The organism is Halomonas sp. SpR1, from assembly GCF_031010175.1.
Classification (GTDB): Bacteria; Pseudomonadota; Gammaproteobacteria; order Pseudomonadales; family Halomonadaceae; genus Vreelandella.
This window is the reverse complement of record NZ_JAUAMB010000041.1, coordinates 1-22719: the sequence shown is the minus strand read 5'-3', so window position 1 is coordinate 22719 and position 22719 is coordinate 1. Positions and strand designations below refer to the sequence as shown.

Sequence of the window (22719 nt, the reverse complement as noted above, 5' to 3'; positions counted from 1 at the left end):
CATTTAGGCAATATAGTTAAGAGCTTTGTTTTGTCTAACCTCTATGGTGAATATTAATATTGTTTATGCTCACAGGGTGACTTAACCGCTGCTAATAAAAGCCCCGCACGATGGCGGGGCAATTAATCACTAAATAGCGTTACTAACGACGGAAGGCGTCAGGGTAATTGGTGAGATCAACCCCCCACATTACCGGCAGTAGGAAGTACACCGCTGCCACAATCAGCAACATGGCAATAATGTTGATCCAGAAACCGGTGCGCACCATTTCAATGATTTTGATCTTGCCGGTGGCAAAAATAATCGCGTTGGGTGGGGTGCCTACCGGCAGCATAAAGGCGCAGTTGGCCGCCATGGCAGCGGGCACCATGAGCACAAAGGGGTGAACATCCAGCGCCAGCGCTAGCGACGCCAGCACCGGTAGGATCATGGTGGCTGTGGCGGTATTCGAGGTGATTTCGGTCAAGAACAGCACCATGCCGGTCGCCAGCAGAATGACCAGTAGGAAGTTGACGCCTTCCAGCACGCTCATCTGCCCGCCGATCCACTCCGCCAGACCGGATGAGCCAAAGCCTGCAGCAATCGCTAAACCACCACCGAACAGTAGCAAAATACCCCAAGGTACATCTTTGGCGATATCCCAACCCAGCAGACAGCCACCTTTATTCTTGGAAGGGATCAAGAACAGCAGCAGCGCCGCGACAATAGCGATCATGGTGTCGTTAATGCCGGGGATATTAATGATCTGCCCCTGCCACAAAAACGACCGGGTAATCCACATAAAGGCAGCGAATAAAAACACCGCCAGCACCGCTTTCTCTTCGAAACTGGTATTGCCCAAGGCCGCTTTTTCTTTGTTGATAAGCTCTCGACCACCCGGCAAATGGCTAAATTCAATACGGAAAAACACCCGCGTCAGCAGTAGCCACGTGGTAAATAGCAAAACCACCACAACAGGAAAGGCGAACATCAGCCAGCCAGCGAAAGAAATCTCGATGCCAAACAGCTCGTTCACAATCGCGGCAAGAATAATATTCGGCGGAGTACCAATCAGCGTACCTAAACCACCAATGGTACCGCCGTAGCCGATACCAAAAATCAGCGCTTTGCTGAACTTATCGATTTCGGCACTGTGGTCACCATCAGTTTTCGCCAGCTCCTGGCTTACCTGATACACGATAGCGGTACCAATAGGCAGCATCATCATCACCGACGCGGTGTTGGAGACCCACATCGACAAAAAGCCGGTCGCGGCCATAAAGCCGAATACGATGCTGTTAATACTGGTACCCAGCACGGCGATAATCGACAGCGCGATACGCTTATGTAAATCCCACTTCTCCATCGCCAGGGCAATCATAAAACCGCCCAAAAACAGGAAAATAATCGGGTTGCCATAAGCGGCCGTCACCGTACTGCCCTCCAGTGCGCCGGTAATCGGCAACAGTACGATAGGCAACAGAGAGGTGGCGGGAATAGGAATGGCTTCGGTGATCCACCACACCGCTACCCATAAGGTAGTGGCCAGCACCATGCGACCTTCAAAGCTTAAGTCTTCAGGATGAAAAAAAAGCGCAACCAAGGCGAACAGCAGCGGGCCAAGCACTAAGCCAACCTTCTGAGGCGTGGTGTAGGCGGGCGGCTTGGGTTGAGGGGAAGGGTTACGCTTGGCACTGGCGGCCGCGGCATTGGCGGCCCCACCTGTTGGCAGCGCGCACATCAATAGGTTTTTGGCTTGGTAGTGGGAGTGCCATAGCTGATCCCATACCGTCATCAGGGCAGTTTTATGCATACAATTTTCGCCACTTACGGTCAGAGTGAAAAGAACAAATCGAGGGTAGGCATCCAAACAAATAGCCACCCGAGGGCAACGCGGAACCTCCTTTGGCGCCCTTTATTGACTGCAATAGGCAATTAGTCCAGTTATTTACCCATAATTACAACCAAAGTCTAACAACTTTAGTTTAATCATTAGCAGGGTGGAATATTAATGTAAGCGTATTAACTACATAAATTAGCATTACTATTAACTAAAGCTTCCAATAATCAAGGCTAGCCCAAAGGTGCCACAACCGTGTTGCCGCTGGTGATTTTTTACCTGCTTTCAGAATACTTTCCAATCTTGGCTATACTTTTTGCTACTACCTGCCTTATCACTACAGTAACGCGACTGCGAGGAGGCTACCGAACACTTCACAGGCGCGAAGCAGGCTAGATTGCCGGCGGTTTTACCGCTTTATAATCTTTATCAAAGTAGCTTGTGTGTCCTGCCCAGCGCAGTGAATAAGTGCTATGTGTGCTAGCGAACGGACGCCCCCCTTTGCACGGCCATTGTTCTGGTAAGGAAGCATCGGTTGTGCGCGAAAGTGCACTCTCATCAGGATGGAATCTGTGAAACATCTTCTCCGTTTTGTGCGTCCGCACCCTACGTTTGCAGCGCCGTGGAACGCTACTGCCCCAGTCAGAGAAGAGCTCTTTAGCGCAGAGCGGCTTGAACAGCACGCAGGCAGCTTGGCGCTTAAACAAGCAGTGACCAGCACGCCACCCAACGTAGTACCGTTAACACGACGGCTCAACGATAACGCTAACACCCTGCTGGCTGTTTACCGCGCCAGTGCCACAGCGCTGGCGAGTGGTCGCGAAATTGTGCCTGCCGCCGCCTGGCTGCTCGACAATTACCACCTGATTGAAGCTCAAATTCGTGAGATCCGCAGCGATCTTCCCCCCGGTTATTATCGCCAGTTACCGAAGTTAGCCAACGGGCCTTTTGCGGGATACCCACGGGTATTCGGCATTGCCTGGGCCTTTGTGGCGCATACCGACAGCCACATCGACCTGGAAAATTTGCAGAACTTTATCACCGCTTATCAGCGCACTCAGCCACTGACTATTGGCGAACTCTGGGCGGTAGCAATCACGTTGCGTATTGTGCTGATTGAGAACTTGCGCCGACTTGCCGACCAAATTAGCAGCGAACAAACAGCGAGAGACGAAGCCGATGCTTTGGCGGCAAAGTGGCTTACGTCCACCGACCAGCAAACCTCACCGGCACGCCATGCTTTTCACCTTGAAACCAGTACCCTTAATTTTTACACAGGACCGCTAGCAGAACCTTTCACCGCACAATTAGCCAAGCGACTGCGTGGCTTAGACCCGCGTAGCAGCCCCCTGGCAGGCTGGCTTGATGAGCAGCTAAGCCACCAGGGTGAAACCATCGACGAGATGGTTCAACACGCTCAGCAGCGCCAAGGTGCCGCCAACGTCACCGTACGCAATATCATTACCAGCATGCGCTTTGTTTCTAGCATCGACTGGGCCGAGCTGTTTGAGAGCGTTAGCTTGGTGGATAAGCGGCTACGCCAGCAGAGCCATTTTGATCAGCTCGACTTCCCCACCCGCAATCAGTATCGCAGTGCGGTAGAACAGCTCGCCCGAGGCTCTCAATACAGCGAGCTCGAGGTAGTCGACGTGGCGCTCTCATTTGCTCACCAGGCAGTGGCCAGTAATGGCGACCCAATCGAAGCGGCCCGCCTGGGAGACCCTGGCTATTTTTTGGTTGGATCAGGTCGACTATCCCTGGAGCACCAGATACGGTTTACTCCCTCCCCTCGTCAGTGGCTGCGCCGGACACTCATTCACCATGGCATTCGTAGCTATATCGTGATGATGGCTGCCGTAACGCTGACACTAATGGTGCTGTCGGGTGGGCTACTGCTTTCATTACCCATTACGATAGGAGACGTGCCGTTACTTTGGCTCATGCTCTTGGGAGCGTTCGGCTTTCTGCCCATTATGGAAGTAGCAACGCTGATCGTTAACCGCCTGATTATCTACTCTATCGACGCTCAGCCCCTGCCGGGCCTGGATCTGTCCAAAGGTGTGCCAACCCAGCTACGAACACTCATAGTGGTACCTACGCTGCTGACCAGCGAAGAAGACCTGCGCGAACAGATTGAGCGTCTTGAAGTGCACCATTTATCTAGCGGTGACGGGGCGCTCAGCTATGCGCTACTACTTGATGGGGTCGATGCCTCACAGGCGGAACTGCCCGCTGAAGCCGCGCTTTTATCGGCCGCCTATGCAGCGGTTGAGCAATTAAATGCGCGTTATTGTCCACACGCTCTAGGCAGCTCACAAGCCCCAGGCGGCCCACACACTCTGGGCACTTCACATGCCCCTGGTGGTTTACGAACAACCGGCAGCGACAAACGCTTTTTTCTGCTGCACCGGCGGCGGGTGTTTAACGCAAGTGAAAATATCTGGATGGGGTGGGAGCGTAAGCGTGGCAAGCTGCATGAGCTAAATCGCTTGCTACGTGGCGCAGCGGATACCACCTTTATCGACCCGCCGCCACTGCCCAGAGATGTACGCTACGTCATCACTTTGGACGCTGACACCCGCCTGCCCCGAGGCGCCGCAAGCCGACTGATCGGTAAAATGGCACATCCGCTAAACCAGCCACGTATGGATCTAAAGCTACGCCGGGTCGTGGAGGGGTACGCGATATTGCAGCCTCGCGTCACGCCATCGCTGCCCACGGGGGGCGAGGGCTCCATCTATCAGCGGTTATTTTCTGCACCCGGGGGTATCGATCCTTACGCCGCCGCCATCTCAGATCTCTATCAGGATCTGGTCGGCGAAGGCTCGTTCGCCGGTAAAGGTATTTACGACGTTGACGCTTTTGAAACATCGCTGGTTGGCCGGGTGCCCGATAATAGCCTGCTCAGTCACGATTTGTTTGAAGGGGTGTTTGCCCGTGCGGGGCTTGCCTCCGATATCGAAGTGATTGAAGACTTCCCGGCTCGTTATGACGTGGCCGCCAAGCGCCAACACCGCTGGACACGCGGCGACTGGCAACTGCTCCCCTGGCTAATCGCCTCGGCACTGCCGCTCACCGGGCGACTGAAAATGCTTGGCAACCTGCGCCGCTCAGTGTTACCACCATTCGTCCTGGCAAGCCTTGCCATCAGTTGGCAATTACCGCTTAGCATGGCCGTCGTCAGTACGCTGCTATTACTGGCGGTTGTCGGCGCACCGATACTGCTCTCTTTGACCGCCTCATTTGTTCCCTTCCGGGCGTGGGCAAAGCTGCGCCACCACTACCACCTTTGGTTTGACGAACTAAAACTGGGTAGCGTGCAAATTCTGCTATTGATCATTTTTTTGCCTGACCAGGCGTGGCACATGCTGGACGCCATTGCCAAAACCTTAGTTCGTGTGCTGATCACCCACCGACGTCTGCTTGAATGGACATCTGCCGCGCAGTCGATGAAAAGCCCACCGCTGACGGTGCTGGGATTCTACCAACGCATGGCGCCCGGCACCGTACTGGGGATAGCGGTGGCTATCAGTGCACTCTGGACAGCCAGCCACACATGGCCAATCACACTCCCCATGGCGCTACTCTGGTTGGCTGCTCCGGCAGTGGCATCTTGGCTGAGCAGCAGCACAAGCGTTGTAGTTCAACCCAGCATTTCGGCAGAAGAAGCCCTTGAACTACGAGCAATTGCACGGCGAACCTGGCGCTATTTCGAAACCTTTGTGACCACCACAGATAACCGCTTACCGCCGGATAACTTTCAAGAGGATCCCCAGCCCGCCCTCGCTCAGCGCACCTCGCCAACCAATATGGGGCTCTATCTACTCTCCACCCTGGCTGCGCGGGACTTCGGCTGGATTGGCACCCATGAGACGCTTGAGCGATTAGAAGCAACGCTAGCCGTAATGCAGGGACTCCCCCGCTACAGGGGTCACTTTTACAACTGGTACGCCACCCACGACCTGCGCCCGCTTAACCCCCGCTATGTATCAACGGTGGATAGCGGCAATCTCGCCGGGCATCTCATCGTTATCGCCAATGCCTGCGAAAGCTGGCAGGCGACAGGCTATCTAGCGGATCCACGTGTGGGTATTGCCGACACGCTCCACCTTGCCCGACAGGCACTCAAACAGGTTCCAACGTTGCAGGAAAAATTAGCGGTTCAATTGAGTGTGCAGTTCGAAGCCATTGACGCCCAGCTGAATGGCGAAGTGATGTCATTGGAATGCTTGGCAAATATCGCCGCACTGATGGATAGCACGTTAAATTTGGCGCGAACGCCCCTTAGTTCGCATAGCGACGCGTATAGCGAAGATCTGCAGTTTTGGCTGGAAGCCTTACAGGCCTCAGCCGCTCAACACAGCCATGACCGGGATACCTCGCCCAGCCTGACCGAGGGGGCAATCGCCTCGCGCCTTCAACAGCTTGCGGATTCAGCGCGCCGCTTGGCACTGGGCATGGATTTCGCGTTCCTGTTCAATCGCGAGCGCCAACTGTTGTCGATTGGTTATTCACTCGACGACAACTGCCTGGATACCAGCTGCTACGACCTGCTGGCTTCCGAGGCACGGCTGGCCAGCCTGTTTGCCATTGCCAAAGACGATATTCCCACCCGCCACTGGTTCAGGTTAGGACGTGCCGCCACGCCCGTTACCTTTGGCTCAGCGCTGATCTCCTGGTCAGGGTCGATGTTTGAATACCTGATGCCATCGCTGGTGATGCGCGCTCCGGGCGGCAGCCTGCTTGAGCAAACCAGCCGGCTGGTGGTGAAGCGTCAAGAGACCTACGCCGCCCAGCTCTCCGCGCCCTGGGGTATTTCTGAATCCGCCTATAACGCCCGGGATATGGAGTTTACCTATCAATATTCTAATTTTGGGGTGCCGGGTTTGGGTCTCAAACGGGGGTTGTCTGCCGACCTGGTTATTGCGCCCTATGCCACCGGGTTAGCCGCCATGGTTGACCCTAGCGCCGCCTGTCGCAACTTCAAACGCTTAACGGAGATGGGAGCGCTGGGCCGCTACGGCTTCTACGAAGCGCTCGATTTCACCCGTTCGCGGCTTCCCGCCGGGGAAAGCGTGGTGATTGTGCGCAGCTTTATGGCCCACCACCAGGGCATGACCATCGCCGCTATTGCCAATACCTTGAATTATGGCCAGATGCGCGCCCGTTTTCACCGCGAACCGATGATCCAAGCCAGCGAACTGCTGCTTCAAGAGCGCGTTCCACGTAACGTGGCGATTGCCCACCCCCGTGCGGAAGAGGTGAAATCCACCGCCAGTCAGACAATAAACGAGGCACAAACCATTCGCCGCGCGTCAACAACGGCCAGTGGCCCGCCTGTTACTCACTTACTCTCCAACGGCTGCTACTCGGTGATGCTCACGGCCACCGGCGGTGGCTACAGCAGATGGCGTAACGTTGCCATTAGTCGCTGGCAGCCGGACGCCACCCGCGACCACTTAGGCAGCTTTATTTTTCTACGCGACAGCAAACATCCCGGGGTGTGGACCGCCACAGGACAAACGGCGGCACACCCAGCCGAGGTAAACGATGAGCATAGCTACGCGATATTTGCCGAGGATTATGCCCGCTACAGCCATCGTCACGACGATATCACCAGTCATATGGAGGTGCTGGTTTCCGGCGAGGACGACAGCGAAGTTCGCCACCTCTCGCTCACTAATAACAGCCGCCACGCCCGCGACATCACGCTTACCTCCTATTCAGAATTAGTCTTGACCAGCCCGAATGCCGACAATGCCCACCCCGCCTTTGCAAAAATGTTTGTGGTGACCGAGTATCTGGAAGCCTTCAACGCATTGATCGCCACAAGACGGCGGCGCTCGCCCGATGAAGCGCAGGTGTGGGCGGCTCATTTTGCAGTAGTTGAAGGCGATATAATTGGCGAGCTAGAGTTCGAGACTGACCGAGCCGAGTTCTTAGGCCGCGGCCGAAGCATGCTCCACGCCTCAGCGCTGGCAGAGGGACAGCACCTTTCGGGCAGTGTCGGTAGCGTACTGGATCCTATTTTTGCGCTGCGCTACTGCCTGCGCGTGGCCCCCGGCAATGCCGCCCGAATCGCTTACTGGACTGTCGTCGCCCCCTCCCGTGAAGCGCTGATGGATCTGATTGACAAACATCACGACCGCAGTGCTTTTGAGCGCGCTAAAACCCTCGCCTGGACTCAGGCACAGGTTCAGCTTCGCCATTTGGGCATTCAGCCTGAAGAAGCTGCTGACTTTCAGCGCTTGGCCGCGCCGATCCTTTACCCTGATGCCCGCTTTAGAGCGCCTGCCGAGGCCATTGAGCGCGGTGCCGGGCCACAGTCGCGGCTCTGGCAACACGGCATTTCCGGCGATCTGCCAATTATTCTGATGCGCATCGATAGCATTGATGACATTGGCCAGGTACGCCAACTGCTGCGCGCCCACGAATATTGGCGTATGAAGCGGCTAGGCGTGGATGTGGTGATCATCAATGAGCGCTCCTCCTCTTATATTCAGGATCTTCAGCAAGCCATTGAAACCGCAGTGCTTAGCAGCCAAGCCCAGCCTCGTTTTAAAAAGGATTTCGCTCAGGGGTCTGTGACAACACTACGCGCCGACCTGATGAGCTTGGAAGTGCGTACACAGCTTCAGTCGATAGCCTGCGTCGCGTTAATGGCCCATCGCGGCAGCATAGAGAACCAGTTAGCCCTGACGCTGCCCGTACTCCGTGCACCAACGCCACTCCACTCCTTAATCAAACGCCCCCTACCCAAGCACATCCCCCTCAATGTCAGTGAAACGCCGCTCCCAGCACTTGAGTTTTTTAATGGGCTGGGCGGCTTTGCCCGGGATGGCCGTGAGTATGTAACGGTACTTGAGGCAGGGAGTTCCACGCCCGCACCGTGGATAAATGTGATCGCCAACGCAGGCTTCGGCTTTCAGGTATCAGCAGAAGGCGCAGGCTATATATGGGCGGATAACAGCCGTGAAAACCAGCTGACAGCCTGGTCAAACGACCCTGTTATGGATCCGAGTGGCGATGTGATCTATGTTCGCGATGAAGAGTCGATGGCGCTCTTCACCGCCACGGCCCGCCCTTTACGCGATCATGGCCGCTACATAGCGCGGCACGGCTTCGGCTATAGCCAGTTCGAGCATCAAGCGGATGGAATTACCCTTGCGCTGCTGCACTTTGTGCCGTTAGAGGCCCCGCTTAGGATTTCACGGCTACGCCTTGCCAATCACTCCGGGCGGCCCCGCAAGCTCTCCGTGACGGCTTATGCCGAGTGGGTGCTGGGTACTTCGCGCAGCGGATCGGCGCCTTTTCTTATCTCACACCCTGATGCCGATAGCGGCGCGCTGCTGGTCGAGAACCCCTGGAATATGAATTTCCCAGGCCGTGTAGCGTTTCTGGATATCGGAGCCCCGCCAGCCTCCTGGACGGCTGATCGCTGCGAGTTTATCGGCCCCGGCGGCAGTTTGGCAGCGCCCGCGGGGCTGCGCAGCCACGCCTTGCTTTCCGGCGCCCACGGTGCGGGTTTGGATCCTTGCACCGCGCTTAACCGCAGCGTGACCTTAGCGGCCGGTGAAAGCGTCGATATCGTCGTATTAATGGGTCAGAGCAGTTCCACTGCCGAGGCAAAAACACTGATTGCGCGTTACCGCGAGGCGGATATTGACGCCGAACTCGCCATAGTGACTGCCCACTGGCAAACGCAGCTTAACGCGGTACAAGTGACCACCCCTGACCGCGCTATGGACATCATGCTCAACGGCTGGCTGATGTACCAAACCATTGCCTGCCGGATCACCGCGCGCTCAGGTTTTTACCAAGCCAGCGGCGCCTATGGCTTCCGCGACCAGTTGCAGGACGGTATGGCGTTAACCTTCACCAGCCCCGAAACCACTCGCGAGCATTTACTGCGCGCCGCCTCCCGCCAGTTTATTGAAGGCGATGTTCAGCACTGGTGGCTGCCCCACTCCGGCCAAGGGGTGCGTACACGCATTTCCGATGATCGGGCGTGGCTGGCCTATGCCTGTGCTCGTTATATCGCCACCACCCACGATACCGCCGTGCTGGATGAATCCGTAAGCTTTCTGGAAGGCGCTGAATTAGCCCCTGGCGAGCACGACAGTTTTTTCCAACCGATGATGGCAGCAGAAACCTCCTCGTTGTTTGAGCACTGCGCCCGCGGCTTGGATCAAAGCCTATCGCTTACCGGCGAACATGGGTTGCCGCTGATCGGTGGCGGTGATTGGAACGACGGTATGAACCGCGTTGGCGAAGCGGGTAAAGGCGAAAGCGTGTGGCTAGGCTGGCTGCTACTGCATACGCTGGAGCTGTTTCTACCTTTTGCCCAATCGCGTGAACATTCAGAGCCTTTAGCTTTTAAAGAGCCTTCAGCTTTTAAAGAGCCTTCAGCTTATAAAAAGCCGTCAGCATCACGCGCCGAGCGTTGGCGCGCCCACGCAACGGCTTTGCGTATTGCGCTGGAAAGCAACGCCTGGGACGGCCAGTGGTACCGCCGAGCGACGTTCGATGACGGTAGCTGGTTAGGCAGCAAAGACAGCGATGCGTGCCAAATTGATTCGATTGCCCAGACCTGGGCGGTGCTTTCTGGCGCGGCAGAGCCCCACCGGGCGGTGCTCGCCATGCACTCCCTTGAGCGCGAGTTGATCAAGCACGATGAGCAACTGGCGCTACTGTTCTGGCCGCCCTTCGATCAGCCCCAGCGCGACCCTGGCTATATCAGTGGCTACCCGCCGGGGATGCGCGAAAACGGAGGACAATATAGCCATGCGGCTATGTGGGCCATCCTGGCCTTTGCCAAATTAGGCGAAGGCGATAAGGCACAGCAACTTTTCTCGTTACTCAACCCCATCAACCATGCACGCACCCCAGAAAGCGCGGCCCGTTATCACGTTGAGCCCTATGTGGTAGCCGCCGATGTTTACTCAGTTGCGCCTCACACTGGCCGCGGCGGCTGGACATGGTATACGGGCTCAGCGGGCTGGATGTACCGCGCCGGTATTGAGGGTATTCTGGGTATTCGTCGGGAAGGTGGCTGGCAGGTAATCGCCCCCTGCCTTCCCCACGACTGGCCAGGGTTTAGCGCAACGCTGACCATTGCCGCCACGCACTACGCGGTTAAGGTCATCACCACCGATGAGGTGTTTAACGCACAACTTGATGGCCGTCACCTCGCACTCCAGCAAGGAGAGGTACGTGTCCCATTGGATGGCCAACACCACCAGCTTGAGGTGTTTATTCATCGATCACATAACCCATGTTAACTAACTGTTTGTCAGCCATTTTTCACATTTGCTTCTGGCTCACGGCTATATTAGTCTCAACTTGGCACGCTAAGAGTGCCATTAACATTCAGACGGTTATCTCAGATTAACCGTCGTCCCATTAGCAATCACACGGAGCCGTGATATGCATAGCGAAACATCAAGCGACCTTTCCCAGGCAGGCCTTCGCATCGCCATTCAAGACATCAAGGATGAACTGTTCGATACCCCCGAGTGCGATTACGCCATCGCCCAACTACTTATCCGCTGGGGCCAAGCTGAAAAAGCCGAGCAATTGCTGGATGATATGCTGATGAGGTGGGGCTCTTCCCCTGAAGTGCTGGCTTTAACGCAGCGGGGCTATAAGGAGATCATTGGGGGTAGTGAGCTACTCGCAGACAACGATGAGCTCATCCGCAAACCAAAACAAACCGCTCCAGCCGCTCTCGGCGTCACGGCGGCCTAAACGGTTGACTCTGCACGGCTAACTCGCCTGTGCAAAAAAGCCCCCTCTATCAATGCCCCTACCTGATTATGCGGTTGGGGCATTTTTATTGAGTCAATTTGGCGTGCCTTTACTAACCATCAAAATAGCCATCTCATCGACTAAGCGAATATCAGCGTAACGGAGGAAGGCATCAGCTGATAGAATACCGCCCCTTTCAGGCGCGTTAGCGGCCCACCGCCCTAATGCCACCCCATTTTTTACTACCTGAGAGTTGCGCAATGATCGCCACCGCCCACGCAGTATTCCGGCCACTTTTACGGCTGGGCCTTATCCCTCAGATTTTAATCGGTATCGTTGCCGGGGTAGCGCTCGCCCTATTTGCTCCGGGCCTTGCCAGCGATGTGGCCTTGCTTGGCCAGCTGTTTATCGCCGCTTTGCAGGCGGTAGCCCCCATTTTGGTATTTGTGCTGGTAGCCGCAGCGATTTCTGCTCACCAAAAAGGCCAGCCAACTCACATTCGCCCCGTACTGGTGCTATATGTGGTGGGCACGCTGATCGCGGCGTTAATTGCCGTGGCGGCCAGCTTTCTGTTTCCCACCGAACTCTCATTGAATGCAGGCCAGGTGGACGGCAACCCGCCCGGGGATATTTTTAGCGTTATGCGCGATCTGCTATTAAACGCGGTGGCCAACCCGGTTAGCGCACTGATGGAAGCCAACTTTATCGCTATTCTGGCCTGGGCCATCGGCCTGGGTTTGGCGCTGCGCCAAGCCAGCGACACCACCCGCCAAGCGCTAAGCGACTTATCCGCGGCGGTCACCCGCATTGTGACGCTGGTAATTCGTTTGGCGCCGCTGGGTATCTTGGGTTTGGTGGCAGGCACGCTGGCAGAATCGGGCGTTGCCGCGCTACTCAACTACGCCCAGCTACTGGGGGTGATTGTGGGCTGTATGCTGTTTGTGGCGCTAGTGAGTAATCCACTGCTGGTCTACTTGACCACCCGACAAAACCCTTACCCGCTAGTGTTTACGTGCCTGCGGGGCAGCGCGATTACCGCCTTTTTCACCCGCAGCTCGGCAGCGAACATTCCGGTCAACCTTGAGCTTTGTCGCCGCCTGAAGCTTGACCCTGACACCTACTCGATTTCCATTCCGCTGGGCGCGACGATCAATATGTGCGGTGCGGCCATCACCATTACAGTCATTACCCTGGCCACCACGCACACACTGGGTATTAGCGTTGATTTTCCCACGGCGCTGCTTTTGTGCGTGGTATCAGCGCTGGCGGCCTGCGGTGTTTCCGGCGTGGCGGGCGGCTCGCTAATGCTGATTCCCATGGCCGCTAACCTATTTGGCATTCCCACGGAAGTGGCCATGCAAGCGGTAGCGATTGGTTTTGTGATCAGCGTGGTGCAGGACTCCACCGAAACCGCGCTTAACTCCTCTACCGATGTGCTGTTCACCGCGGCAGCTTGTCAGGCGCAAGAAGGCAAACGCGCTTAACCGTTCACCTTTTAGCCGCTCACCTTTTAACCATTCACCTTGAGGAGTGGCTTCTTATAACAGCCACTCCTCCTATATCAGCCCTTCCCCTGGGCGCTCGCGCATTAATTATTGGATGATGTAACAAGCCTCGCCAAACGCTCCCGTTCATCCTCTTCATAAAAACTCGGGTCATCGAATAGGTCTCGCTGGGCATCATCGAAGATCATTTCCAACACCTCTGCACTACTTTGTACCATCGGCTCAAAGTGCGCGGTATGAGTGACCAACGCCCTGACGCGACGGCGGCGGTAGAGGGCGTAAATACCCAACAGGGTAAACACGCAGGCGATATAGAGCGGCAGGCCATGACCGCCCACTAAGCTCATCAGCGACCCCGCCGCGATCGGCGCCACGGCACAGCCCGCACCGTGCATGACCAGCATATCCGCCGAGCCGGAGACAATTTCATCCGGGTGAAGTTGATCGATCAACTGCGCTACCGCCAGCGGGTAGAGCGAAAACGCCAAACCACCCCAGATAAAATAGAGCCCCAGCAGCACCTCGTGGCTGGGCGCAAAGGGCATAGCCGCGGCAATTATCGCCGCAAACAGCACCACCCAGATCATGACTTTAGGCCGGTCGTGTTTATCGGAGAAACGCCCGATGGGAATCTGCAGCAGCGCCCCGCCGATAATCGCCACGCTCATTACCAAGCCAACACCGCCAATATCAAACCCTAACTGCGTGGCGTATATCGGTGTCATCGACCAGAACGCCCCCATGGCAAGCCCGGATAATGCGGCGGAAGCTACCGCTAGCGGCGCAAAGCCCAGCAGTGCGCGTAGGCTGCTTTTGGGTCGGTCGGAAATTTTGGGCTGAACGCGACGGGTCATGGTAATGGGTAACAGTGCCCAACTGATCAAAATAGAGATCACCACAAACAGCAAAAAACCCTCAGGCGAAGAGAGCCTTAGCAGCTGTTGAGCCAGTGCTAACGCGCCCAAGTTGACCACCATATAGAAAGCGAAAATCCGCCCCCGCTCGTGTCCTGCCGCCTGGCTGTTCAGCCAACTCTCAATCACGGTAATCAAGGTAATAAACGCAAGCCCGTAAACCACCCGCAACGGCAGCCATACCCACGGGTTGATAAACACAAGATGCAGTAGCGCCACCGATGAACAAATAGACGCGCAGAAGCCAAAGGTACGGATGTGCCCCATACGCCGAATTAAGCGCCCGCTCACCCAGGTGCCGCAGATGAAGCCGACAAAATAGCCGGACATAATGATCCCCAACACTGCGCTTGAAAAACCTTCCGCCGTACCTCGCAAGGTGAGCAGCGTGTTGAGCAAGCCGTTGCCTAGCAACAGAAGCGCCACACTGCGCAGGATCGATTTAACCGGATTGAGCATGGCCAATGAATACATTGCGCTTCCTCGTAGCAGACTCGCTATAGGTCATGCATAAAGGATGCCACTGAAAGTCTTCGCTACGAAGGTGTTGGCCGATGAGATCGTTGACAAGCTATCGTTCTTTATATAGAACGTTCTATATAAAGAACAGCTCAACGGATAGCGGGCAGCCTTATGGATAAACTCTCACTCAACACGTTGGGCCAACACCTTCAAGCACTGCGCCTTGAGCGGGGCTGGTCGCTTTCGCAATTAGCCAGTGAGGCGGGGATCGCCAAGTCCAACCTATGTCGCTTGGAGCAAGGCAACGGCAATCCCACCATCGATACTATTTGGCGGCTTGCGGTGCAGCTCAATGTCCCTTTCGGCACCCTGGTAGCGCCTATCAGCGTGCCGCTGGGGGAAGACGGTGTGCAAGTGCGTTTGATTGATCAAGGCAAAGACTCGCCCCAGGTGGACGCCTACTGGATGCGCTGCGCGCCGCATACGTTGCGTCATGCTGAAGCCCATACGCCGGGCACCCGCGAATCGCTTACGCTGATTAGCGGCTGGCTGGAAGCGGGGCCAGAGGGCGCCACTACGCAGCTCACCCCCGGCGATACCGTGACCTTCCCCGCCGACCAGCCACACCTTTACCGCACCCAGGCCGCGGAGGCCACGTTGATAATGTCCATCACCTACGGTGCAGAAGGCCAAACTTCATGAATCAAGCTGCCAGGCACTCTCCACTGCGTAGCGCACTACAGGGCGTGCGCGAAGCCATTCCGCTCCTCGGTGGCTACATTCCGGTGGCGCTGTCGTTTGGCTTGGTCGCCACCCAGGCAGGCTTCAGCACGCTGGAGGCCACGGCTATTTCAGCGCTGATCTACGCCGGGGCATCGCAGTTTTTGTTTGTGGGTATGATCGCCACCGGCGCACCGCTGTGGTTGGTGGTGGCGATGACGCTGCTGATTAACGTCCGCCATGTGGTGTACGGCCCCAACCTGGCGGCGTTCTTGCCACGCAGCCGCCACTGGCCTTGGCTAATGCATGGCCTCACCGATCAGGTATTTGCTCTGGCTTTAACCCGGCTACCCCAACTGCCCGAGGCTAAGCGCTTTAGTTGGTTTGTGGGTGCATCGCTGCTGGCCTGGGGCGCCTGGATCATCGGTACCGCGGTAGGCGCCACCGCAGGCGAAGCGTTTACCGCCCGCTGGCCGCTGCTGGGTGAGATTATGCCCTTCGCCCTGCCCGCGCTGTTTCTGACTATGGTGGCACCACGCTTTACCGATAAGCGCTGGGCCGTGGCCATGGGCTGCACCATTCTGGCGGCACTCGGTTTAACGCTGGTCGGCTGGAGCAATGTGGCGATTCCTCTCGCGGCTGCTTGCGGTGCACTGTGCTTCTATATGCTGAAATTCCAAAACAAGAGGTGTGAGCAATGAGCAGCGCACTCTGGCTAGCGGTAGCGGTTTCGGCCCTTGGCACGCTGCTGATGCGGGTAGTGCCATTTTTATGGATGCAGCGACGACTCAATAGCACTACCGGCCTTAATAACATGCCCCAGTGGCTGGGTATTCTTGGCCCGCTGATGATTGCCGCCGTGCTGGGGGTGTCCATTGTGCCGGTTAACCCCAGCGCTGTTTCCTGGATCGCCACCGTCATCGGGCTTGCCGTTACGATACTGGTGTGGTCGCGGGTACGCTCATTGGGCTGGCCGGTCGCTGCCGGCGTTGCAGTGTTTGGGTTGGTGGAGGTCACGGCCCTCATTTGGTAATGCTTTGCATTAGCTTTTACGCCATGCCATTATCCTGACTTTTCACTCCTGGGCAGTCGTAAAGTGACCTTAATGTTAATAGCACACACCCATGGCAAGAAGGTTTTAATGCGGGTGTTGCTGATAACGCTGACAGCGCTAACGCCCGCCATGTTGACCGCCAAACCGCTACACAGCCCCCCTGTCTCGCCGCGCATTGTGACACTTTACCAAGGGGCGACCGACAGCGCCGTGGCCCTTGGTTTGACGCCGATTGGCGTAGTCGATGCATGGCTGGAAAAGCCCACCTACCGCTACCTGCGTGATCCGCTTGATGGCGTTGAGCACGTGGGGCTGGAAACCCAACCCAACCTGGAAAAGATTGCCTGGCTGAAGCCTGACCTGGTGATTGCCAGCGATTTTCGCCACGCGCGCATAGCGCCGCTATTAAGTGCTATTGCTCCCACGGTATCAGCGCCTACGGTATTTAACTTCAAGACCACCCTCACGATGGTGGCGAATGCCACTGATCACGAAGCCAAGGCCGGTGAGCTACTCCAGCGCTGGGACGACCGGGTGGCCGATTTCCGCCAGCAGATCGCCGTCAAATTGGGCGCTGAGTGGCCGCAAAAAGTCGCTGTAGTGCGTTTTAAAAGCGATCACGTACGTATCTATACCAGCGGCTTTGCAGGCTCGATTCTTGATGAGCTGGGCTTTGCGCAACCGGATACCCTGCAGAGCCAGAGCTGGGGAATGAAGCTCTCCAGTACTGAAAACATTCCGGTGCTGGATGCCGACGCCCTGTTTATTCTGCTAGAGCCGGATGACCCCGCGATTGCTGATAATTACCGGCACTGGGCCTCCCACCCTCTGTGGCAACAGCTGTCAGCAGTTCAAAGCGGGCGAGTGTTTGAGGTTGATCCGGTGAGTTGGATGATGGGCGGTGGCATATTAGCGGCCAACGCCATGCTGGATGATCTCTATAGCCACTATGGATTAGCTTGCCATGCTCCCTTGCCAAACCGCAGCGAGGAACTCTCATGCTGAACAGCGCCGCCGCGAAAAGTATTGGCCTGCTGTTGGGGGCGCTGATGGCACTGGGCGCCTTTTTTTCCAGCGTGATGTTAGGCACAACAGAGATCGCCCTATCGTCTCTGTTCGGCTCGCTCGCCGATTATGACCCGGCCAACATCGCCCATATTATTCTGCTAACCGAGCGCTTACCGCGCGCGGTGGTTGCCGCCCTGGTGGGCGCCAGCCTGGCGATTGCCGGGGCACTGATGCAGACCATGACGCGTAACCCACTGGCGTCGCCGGGTATTTTGGGTATTAACGCTGGCGCGATGTTTTTTGTTGTGGTCGCGGTGTCACTTTTGCCACTGCATACCCCCGCCCACTACGTATGGGCCGCGCTATTAGGGGCACTTGTCGCTGCCGTACTGGTGGTGGTGCTTAGCCGCGGTCGCCACGGTGAGCTCTCCCCACTGCGGGTTGTGCTGGCAGGAGTGGCGGTAACGGCGATGTTTGTGTCGTTCAGCCAAGGGCTGCTGGTGATTGATCAGCAAAGTTTTGAAAGCGTGCTCTACTGGCTGGCGGGGTCGGTGTCGGGGCGCGATCTTTCATTGGTAGCGCCCTTGCTACCGCTCTTCGGTGGGGCGCTTTTACTTAGCGCACTGCTCGTCCGCCACGCCAATGCGCTGTTACTGGGCGATGATATGGTCACCGGGCTGGGTATGCAGGCCACCACTATCAAGCTGCTGCTTGGCTTGATTGTGATTGTGCTGGCGGGTAGCTCCGTGGCACTGGCGGGCATGATTGGGTTTGTCGGTTTGATTGTGCCTCATATGGCGCGGGGGCTGTTTGGCATTGACCATCGCTGGCTGCTGCCGGCCTGCGCCTTGCTGGGTGCCTGTTTGCTGCTGCTGGCCGATCTCGCCTCGCGGTTTTTAATGCCACCCCAAGAGATACCTGTCGGCGTGATGACGGCGCTGATCGGCACGCCCTTCTTTATCTACCTGGCGCGACGCAAGATGGCAGGCCAATGAGACAAGCAGCAACGTTAAGCCTCGATAGCAAGGCACAGAGCGACAGTAACCACTTACTGCGCAGCCTCATAATGCTAACCCTTTTATTGATCGCCAGCGCCGGGCTGTCGCTCTGTTTAGGCAGCTTCCCCACCTCATTCACTCAGGTGCTACACGCCCTCGCCGCGCCACAAAGCAGCGATATCACTTTTATCATTTGGGAGTTAAGGCTGCCCAGAATTCTACTGGCCATACTGGTCGGTGCCGCCCTGGCAATAGCGGGGGCAATTCTACAAAGCATTGTACGCAACCCGCTGGCCTCCCCGGACGTGATCGGCATTACCAGCGGCGCAGCGCTGGCTGCAGTGCTGTTCCTGGCACTATTGAGCACGACCTTGAGCATCAACTGGCTGCCCGTGGCGGCCATGCTGGGGGCGCTGGTCTCCGCCCTGTTGGTGGTCAGCCTCGCCTGGAAAGGCGGCATCAGCCCATCGCGGATGGTACTGGTGGGCATTGGCCTTGCAGCGGCCATGGGCGCAGGGACTACGCTGTTAATCGTAATCAGCGATGACTCCGCCGCCATGACCGCCTATGTCTGGCTCACCGGCAGTCTTTACGCGGCGCAATGGGACGATGTGCAAGGAATGTTGCCTTGGTTGTTGGTGACGGTGCCCCTCTGCCTAGCTTTCACCCGCCATGCCGATGCCATGGCGCTGGGCGACGCCGTTGCCGAAGGGCTGGGGGTGGCGATTCTACGCAGTCGATTAGTATTGCTTGCCTGCAGCGTGGCGCTGGCCGGTGCCGCGGTGGCGTTTGCGGGGGGGTTAAGCTTTGTGGGGTTAATTGCCCCCCACCTGGCAGCCAGGCTGGTGGGGCGCAATATGGCATGCTTGGTGCCCGCATCAGCGCTGGTCGGCGCCTTGATTGTACTTTACGCCGACCTGCTGGGCCGAGTGGTCTTTTTACCCAAAGACCTTCCTGCGGGCATTTTCGTTGCCGGGATAGGCGCGCCCTTTTTTGTCTATTTGTTGCATAGATCGCGAGCTCGCTTTTAGAACCTGTTGACGAAAAAAAGCGGCACCCTCGGGGCGCCGCCAAACAGTATCGAGCATAGAAAATAAAAAAACAGAAAACGGCTGCTTAGAAATCCAGCTGGTACCCCAGCGTGAAGGTGCGGCCACGCCCGGTGAAGTAGTACTCGTCGCTAATCCTCGCGGCTTGGGAGTAGTACGTGATGTAGTCTTCATCGGTTAGGTTTTCGATACCCACCGACACCCTGCCGGTGGGCAGGCGATAGGCTAACGAAGCATCCACTAAGCCGTAGCCGTCAAAATCAAGTTCAGGGTTATCGACGCTGCGATCGAAGTAGTAGCTACCCTGCAAGCGCGTGGAAACACGCTCGTTCCAGGTGGCGCTCCAGCCCAGTTTGAGCGTATCCGGGGCGATATTGATACCGGTGAGTTTGGTATCCACGCTACCGTCGCCATCCTGATCCGACTTGCCCTCGGTGTGGGCGTAAGAGAGCGACAGATCATGCTTGTCGGCCACCTGCATGTCGCCGGTAATCTCAACGCCCTGGATCTCGGTTTTCTCTCGGCTGCCTACCCAGGTGCCATTCTGCTCGGTAAGGCGCTGGCCATAATCCGAGTTGGATTCGTAATAGCTGATCTCTAACCCATAGCCATCCCAGTCAAAACGCGCGCCGATCTCGTGGTTTTCGGTCAAAATCGGCTGAAGCTGCAGTAAGCTATCCACATCCTGGCCCGCCGTGCCAATACCGCGCAGCACCCGGCCCACGTCGGGCATGCCGAAGCCTTCCGAGTAGTTGGCATACAGCTGGGCCCAGTCGGTGGCTTGATAGGTTAAGCCGACGTTATACAGCGTCTCATCGAAGCTGGGCTTGCCGCCGTCCACGCTGACGTTGTCTTGAGTGACATTACTGCGATCAATCGTTTGGAAGCTACCCACCTCAAGCTCAGCGTGCTCGTGACGCACCCCCGCATGCAGCGTCAGCGGATCCGCTAGCTTAAACTGGCCTTGCAGGAACGGCGCCAAATTCCGGAAGCGACTTTCCGGCACATAGGTACGCCCGGTATGCACGAGCATTTGGCTTGTCTCATCTTCCAGTACATCCAAACCCACCGTCACCCCCAAGCGGTCATCCAGCATACCGTCACGGTTCAAGGTGAATTTAGCACCCGTTTTGTCAGACTCATTGCGCGTCTGGTCGAATTGGGTATCGCCCGCACTATCCAGGTAAGGGAAAAAAGGCGTAGTCGCGAAGCGCGCGCGGAAACGCTGGTGATAGACCTGGGCATCTAACTCATTGCCAAACCAATCAGCGTGGGAGTAGGAAAGCCGCGCCGAGGTCACTTCGTTAAACCCAGGTTCGCCGTCACGACTGCCTCTACGCGCAGTGGTCGGCACCCCTGCCGCACGATCTCCCGCTACCGGCACGTAGTCGTTGCCCTCTTCCAGGTCGAAGTGGTTAAGCGAGAACTCAACATTCTGGTTATCGTCGATCCAGTAGCCCAGTTTGCCGAATAGATCGTAGCTTTCCGAGTTTTGCAGCTCACCTGGGTAGGCAATACCGACCACCTCGTCGTTGCCGTCATAAAAGACGCCGCGCTCCTGACGAGTGGCTGCGGCAACGAAATCCCAGTCGCCTTGCTGCCCGCTAATACGGTAGTCCAGCTTGTGGCCCAGCCCACCCGATTGGAAATCATCATCTGTGGTCAGGCTAATGCCCGCGTGTTGGCTAATGCCCCCGCCTTCGGCACGCCGCGTCACCAGGTTGATCAAGCCGCCGGTCGCACCTAAACCGTGCTCGGCGCTGGCCCCGTGGATGACTTCAATACGCTCCACCATGGAAAGGTCAATGGTATAGCTATCCCGGGAGCTGTCCCGCAGCGGGTTGGACTGCGGCACACCATCAATCAGAAAAAGCGCGTCGCGGCCGCGGAATGTTTCGCCCGCATTGGAGAGCTTTTGGCGACTGGGTGAGTAAGAGGGAATCAGATTGCTGAGCACCTGGCCCGGGTCATCGGTAATCGCTAGCTGTTGCTCGATCTGTTCGCGGCTGATGATCGTTACCCGCTGTGGCGTTTGCCCCGCTTCGCTGTGGCTGCGGGTGGCGGTCACCACCATGGTCGAGTCGACATCACTGGTGCCGCTTTGTGACTCAGCAGTGGTTGACTCCTGCGCGTGAGCTTGACTGATCGCCACCAAACCGGCGAGTGTCACTGTGGGCCACAATACTGGGCGAGTCTTAATGCGCATTTTTTACCTTTTGAGTGAACGATTCCCAGAAAACGAAATACATATCTAAATGATAATGATTGTATTATCCACATAAAGACATAAAGGTCTACTCCGCGAGGAAAAACAGGTTGGAGCTGCGAGCAACTACCAGTGGCAAATATTGAAAATGAGAATATTTTGGCTTACGGTTCTGCCTGCGTTAACAACCTCAATGAGCACATCCATGACACACCCTTCTCACCAGCCTCCTCGTTTGACAGGCGAAGCCTTGCAGGCAGGCTATGACACACGACGCGTGCTGGATGGTGTGGATATCGCCATTGAGGAAGGCAAGCTCACGGTGCTGTTGGGCCCCAACGGCAGTGGCAAGTCGACGCTGCTGAAAACCCTTGCTCGCACGCTCACGCCTAGTGGCGGGCATGTGTATTTGGACGGTAAGGATATCCATCGCAGCAAGACGCGAGAGGTCGCCAAGCGCCTGGGGATTCTGCCCCAAGGCCCGGTGGCACCGGAGGGACTAAGCGTAACGCAGTTGGTGGGCATGGGCCGCTTTCCGCACCAAGGGTTATGGCAGAAGAATGCTCAGCAAGACGCCGAGGCCATTCGTGAAGCCATGGCTTATACCCACGTAACGGAGTTTGCCGAGCGTAATGTCGATGCGCTTTCCGGCGGCCAGCGACAGCGCTGCTGGATTGCCATGGTGCTGGCCCAGCAAACTGATCTGATTCTGCTTGATGAGCCCACGACTTTTTTGGATTTAAAGGTACAGGTGGATTTACTGGAGCTACTTTCGCGCCTGGCCCATGAAAAAGGCCGCACCCTGCTGCTGGTGCTCCACGACCTGAACCTGGCCGCCGCCTACGCTGATCAGTTAGTGATGATGTGCGATGGCCGCATCGTCACCAGCGGCGTGCCTAGCGAAGTCTTTACTGCGCCCAATCTCAAGCGCGTGTTCGATCTGGATGCCCATGTCATCCACGACCCCGAAAGCGGCAGCCCGATTTGTGTACCGCGTAAGCGATATCAAACCTTCACGGAATTGAATGCGGTTGGCAGCTCTCTCATTATAGATAGCAATGCATGATGCCTTAGTTAGACATATGTTCCGATCCTTAGGCTTCCCCCAGAAATCGAGTAGGAGGGGGAGTTACCTCCCCCGTCCTCTCACACCACCGTACGTACGGTTCCGTATACGGCGGTTCATGTAGAACGTTTGAGCCATCTTACCGCGTCCAGTATCGAGATCAGCCCCTGG

General features: G+C 56.7%; 13 protein-coding genes. 10 read left to right on the top strand and 3 right to left on the bottom strand.

Features of this window, described 5'->3' with window-relative positions; translation table 11 throughout:
• Positions 1 to 142: 142 nt before the first annotated feature.
• The gene (locus tag QT231_RS20875) at positions 143 to 1792 is read right to left on the bottom strand and encodes a DASS family sodium-coupled anion symporter (RefSeq protein ID WP_308338733.1); all 1650 of its coding nucleotides are present in this window, start codon (positions 1790 to 1792) and stop codon (positions 143 to 145) included.
• A 590-nt stretch (positions 1793 to 2382) separates the two neighbouring features.
• On the opposite strand from QT231_RS20875, the gene QT231_RS20870 reads away from it, so the two are divergent.
• The 3 genes from QT231_RS20870 (at position 2383) to sstT (ending at position 13050) form a co-directional block, all read left to right on the top strand.
• Complete coding sequence (locus QT231_RS20870; protein WP_308338732.1) at positions 2383 to 11100, top strand: GH36-type glycosyl hydrolase domain-containing protein; 8718 nt, start codon at positions 2383 to 2385, stop codon at positions 11098 to 11100.
• Positions 11101 to 11245: 145 nt separating this feature from the next.
• A complete protein-coding gene (locus QT231_RS20865; RefSeq protein WP_308338731.1) occupies positions 11246 to 11566 on the top strand; it encodes a hypothetical protein in 321 nt (106 codons plus the stop codon).
• Positions 11567 to 11826: 260 nt separating this feature from the next.
• Positions 11827 to 13050, top strand: coding sequence for a serine/threonine transporter SstT (gene sstT / locus QT231_RS20860; RefSeq protein WP_308338730.1), 1224 nt, complete (start codon positions 11827 to 11829; stop codon positions 13048 to 13050).
• Between the two features lie 104 nt (positions 13051 to 13154).
• Here the strand turns inward: sstT and QT231_RS20855 are convergent, their stop codons facing one another.
• Complete coding sequence (locus QT231_RS20855) at positions 13155 to 14459, bottom strand: MFS transporter (protein WP_308338729.1); 1305 nt, start codon at positions 14457 to 14459, stop codon at positions 13155 to 13157.
• A 159-nt stretch (positions 14460 to 14618) separates the two neighbouring features.
• On the opposite strand from QT231_RS20855, the gene QT231_RS20850 reads away from it, so the two are divergent.
• The 6 genes from QT231_RS20850 (at position 14619) to QT231_RS20825 (ending at position 19258) form a co-directional block, all read left to right on the top strand.
• Positions 14619 to 15149, top strand: coding sequence for an XRE family transcriptional regulator (locus QT231_RS20850; protein ID WP_308338728.1), 531 nt, complete (start codon positions 14619 to 14621; stop codon positions 15147 to 15149).
• The gene (locus QT231_RS20845) at positions 15146 to 15868 is read left to right on the top strand and encodes an AzlC family ABC transporter permease (protein WP_308338727.1); all 723 of its coding nucleotides are present in this window, start codon (positions 15146 to 15148) and stop codon (positions 15866 to 15868) included. Before QT231_RS20850 ends, QT231_RS20845 begins: the two co-directional genes overlap by 4 nt.
• Entirely contained in the window at positions 15865 to 16200 is a 336-nt protein-coding gene (locus tag QT231_RS20840) for an AzlD domain-containing protein (protein WP_308338726.1), read from the top strand. Before QT231_RS20845 ends, QT231_RS20840 begins: the two co-directional genes overlap by 4 nt.
• A 72-nt stretch (positions 16201 to 16272) precedes the next feature.
• Positions 16273 to 17226 carry an iron-siderophore ABC transporter substrate-binding protein gene (locus tag QT231_RS20835; RefSeq protein WP_308338725.1) on the top strand — a complete coding sequence of 318 codons (954 nt, stop codon included), beginning with the start codon at positions 16273 to 16275 and terminating at the stop codon, positions 17224 to 17226.
• Positions 17220 to 18224, top strand: a complete 1005-nt coding sequence (locus QT231_RS20830) for an iron ABC transporter permease (protein WP_308338724.1) — start codon at positions 17220 to 17222, stop codon at positions 18222 to 18224. The genes QT231_RS20835 and QT231_RS20830 overlap by 7 nt, the downstream gene beginning before the upstream one ends.
• A complete protein-coding gene (locus tag QT231_RS20825) occupies positions 18221 to 19258 on the top strand; it encodes an iron ABC transporter permease (RefSeq protein WP_308338723.1) in 1038 nt (345 codons plus the stop codon). Before QT231_RS20830 ends, QT231_RS20825 begins: the two co-directional genes overlap by 4 nt.
• A gap of 85 nt (positions 19259 to 19343) precedes the next feature.
• Here the strand turns inward: QT231_RS20825 and QT231_RS20820 are convergent, their stop codons facing one another.
• Positions 19344 to 21482 carry a TonB-dependent receptor gene (locus QT231_RS20820; protein ID WP_308338722.1) on the bottom strand — a complete coding sequence of 713 codons (2139 nt, stop codon included), beginning with the start codon at positions 21480 to 21482 and terminating at the stop codon, positions 19344 to 19346.
• A 205-nt stretch (positions 21483 to 21687) separates the two neighbouring features.
• Between QT231_RS20820 and QT231_RS20815 the strand changes: the two genes are divergently transcribed.
• On the top strand, positions 21688 to 22548 hold the full coding sequence (locus tag QT231_RS20815; protein WP_308338721.1) for an ABC transporter ATP-binding protein: 861 nt from the start codon (positions 21688 to 21690) through the stop codon (positions 22546 to 22548).
• Positions 22549 to 22719: the final 171 nt, after the last annotated feature.

What these genes read in the sequence shown, in the direction of transcription:
- QT231_RS20875 (WP_308338733.1), bottom strand. Translation starts at nt 1,792, where the DNA reads ATGCATAAAACTGCCCTGATGACGGTATGGGATCAGCTATGGCACTCC.
- QT231_RS20870 (WP_308338732.1), top strand. Translation starts at nt 2,383, where the DNA reads ATGGAATCTGTGAAACATCTTCTCCGTTTTGTGCGTCCGCACCCTACG.
- QT231_RS20865 (WP_308338731.1), top strand. Translation starts at nt 11,246, where the DNA reads ATGCATAGCGAAACATCAAGCGACCTTTCCCAGGCAGGCCTTCGCATC.
- sstT (WP_308338730.1), top strand. Translation starts at nt 11,827, where the DNA reads ATGATCGCCACCGCCCACGCAGTATTCCGGCCACTTTTACGGCTGGGC.
- QT231_RS20855 (WP_308338729.1), bottom strand. Translation starts at nt 14,459, where the DNA reads ATGTATTCATTGGCCATGCTCAATCCGGTTAAATCGATCCTGCGCAGT.
- QT231_RS20850 (WP_308338728.1), top strand. Translation starts at nt 14,619, where the DNA reads ATGGATAAACTCTCACTCAACACGTTGGGCCAACACCTTCAAGCACTG.
- QT231_RS20845 (WP_308338727.1), top strand. Translation starts at nt 15,146, where the DNA reads ATGAATCAAGCTGCCAGGCACTCTCCACTGCGTAGCGCACTACAGGGC.
- QT231_RS20840 (WP_308338726.1), top strand. Translation starts at nt 15,865, where the DNA reads ATGAGCAGCGCACTCTGGCTAGCGGTAGCGGTTTCGGCCCTTGGCACG.
- QT231_RS20835 (WP_308338725.1), top strand. Translation starts at nt 16,273, where the DNA reads ATGTTAATAGCACACACCCATGGCAAGAAGGTTTTAATGCGGGTGTTG.
- QT231_RS20830 (WP_308338724.1), top strand. Translation starts at nt 17,220, where the DNA reads ATGCTGAACAGCGCCGCCGCGAAAAGTATTGGCCTGCTGTTGGGGGCG.
- QT231_RS20825 (WP_308338723.1), top strand. Translation starts at nt 18,221, where the DNA reads ATGAGACAAGCAGCAACGTTAAGCCTCGATAGCAAGGCACAGAGCGAC.
- QT231_RS20820 (WP_308338722.1), bottom strand. Translation starts at nt 21,482, where the DNA reads ATGCGCATTAAGACTCGCCCAGTATTGTGGCCCACAGTGACACTCGCC.
- QT231_RS20815 (WP_308338721.1), top strand. Translation starts at nt 21,688, where the DNA reads ATGACACACCCTTCTCACCAGCCTCCTCGTTTGACAGGCGAAGCCTTG.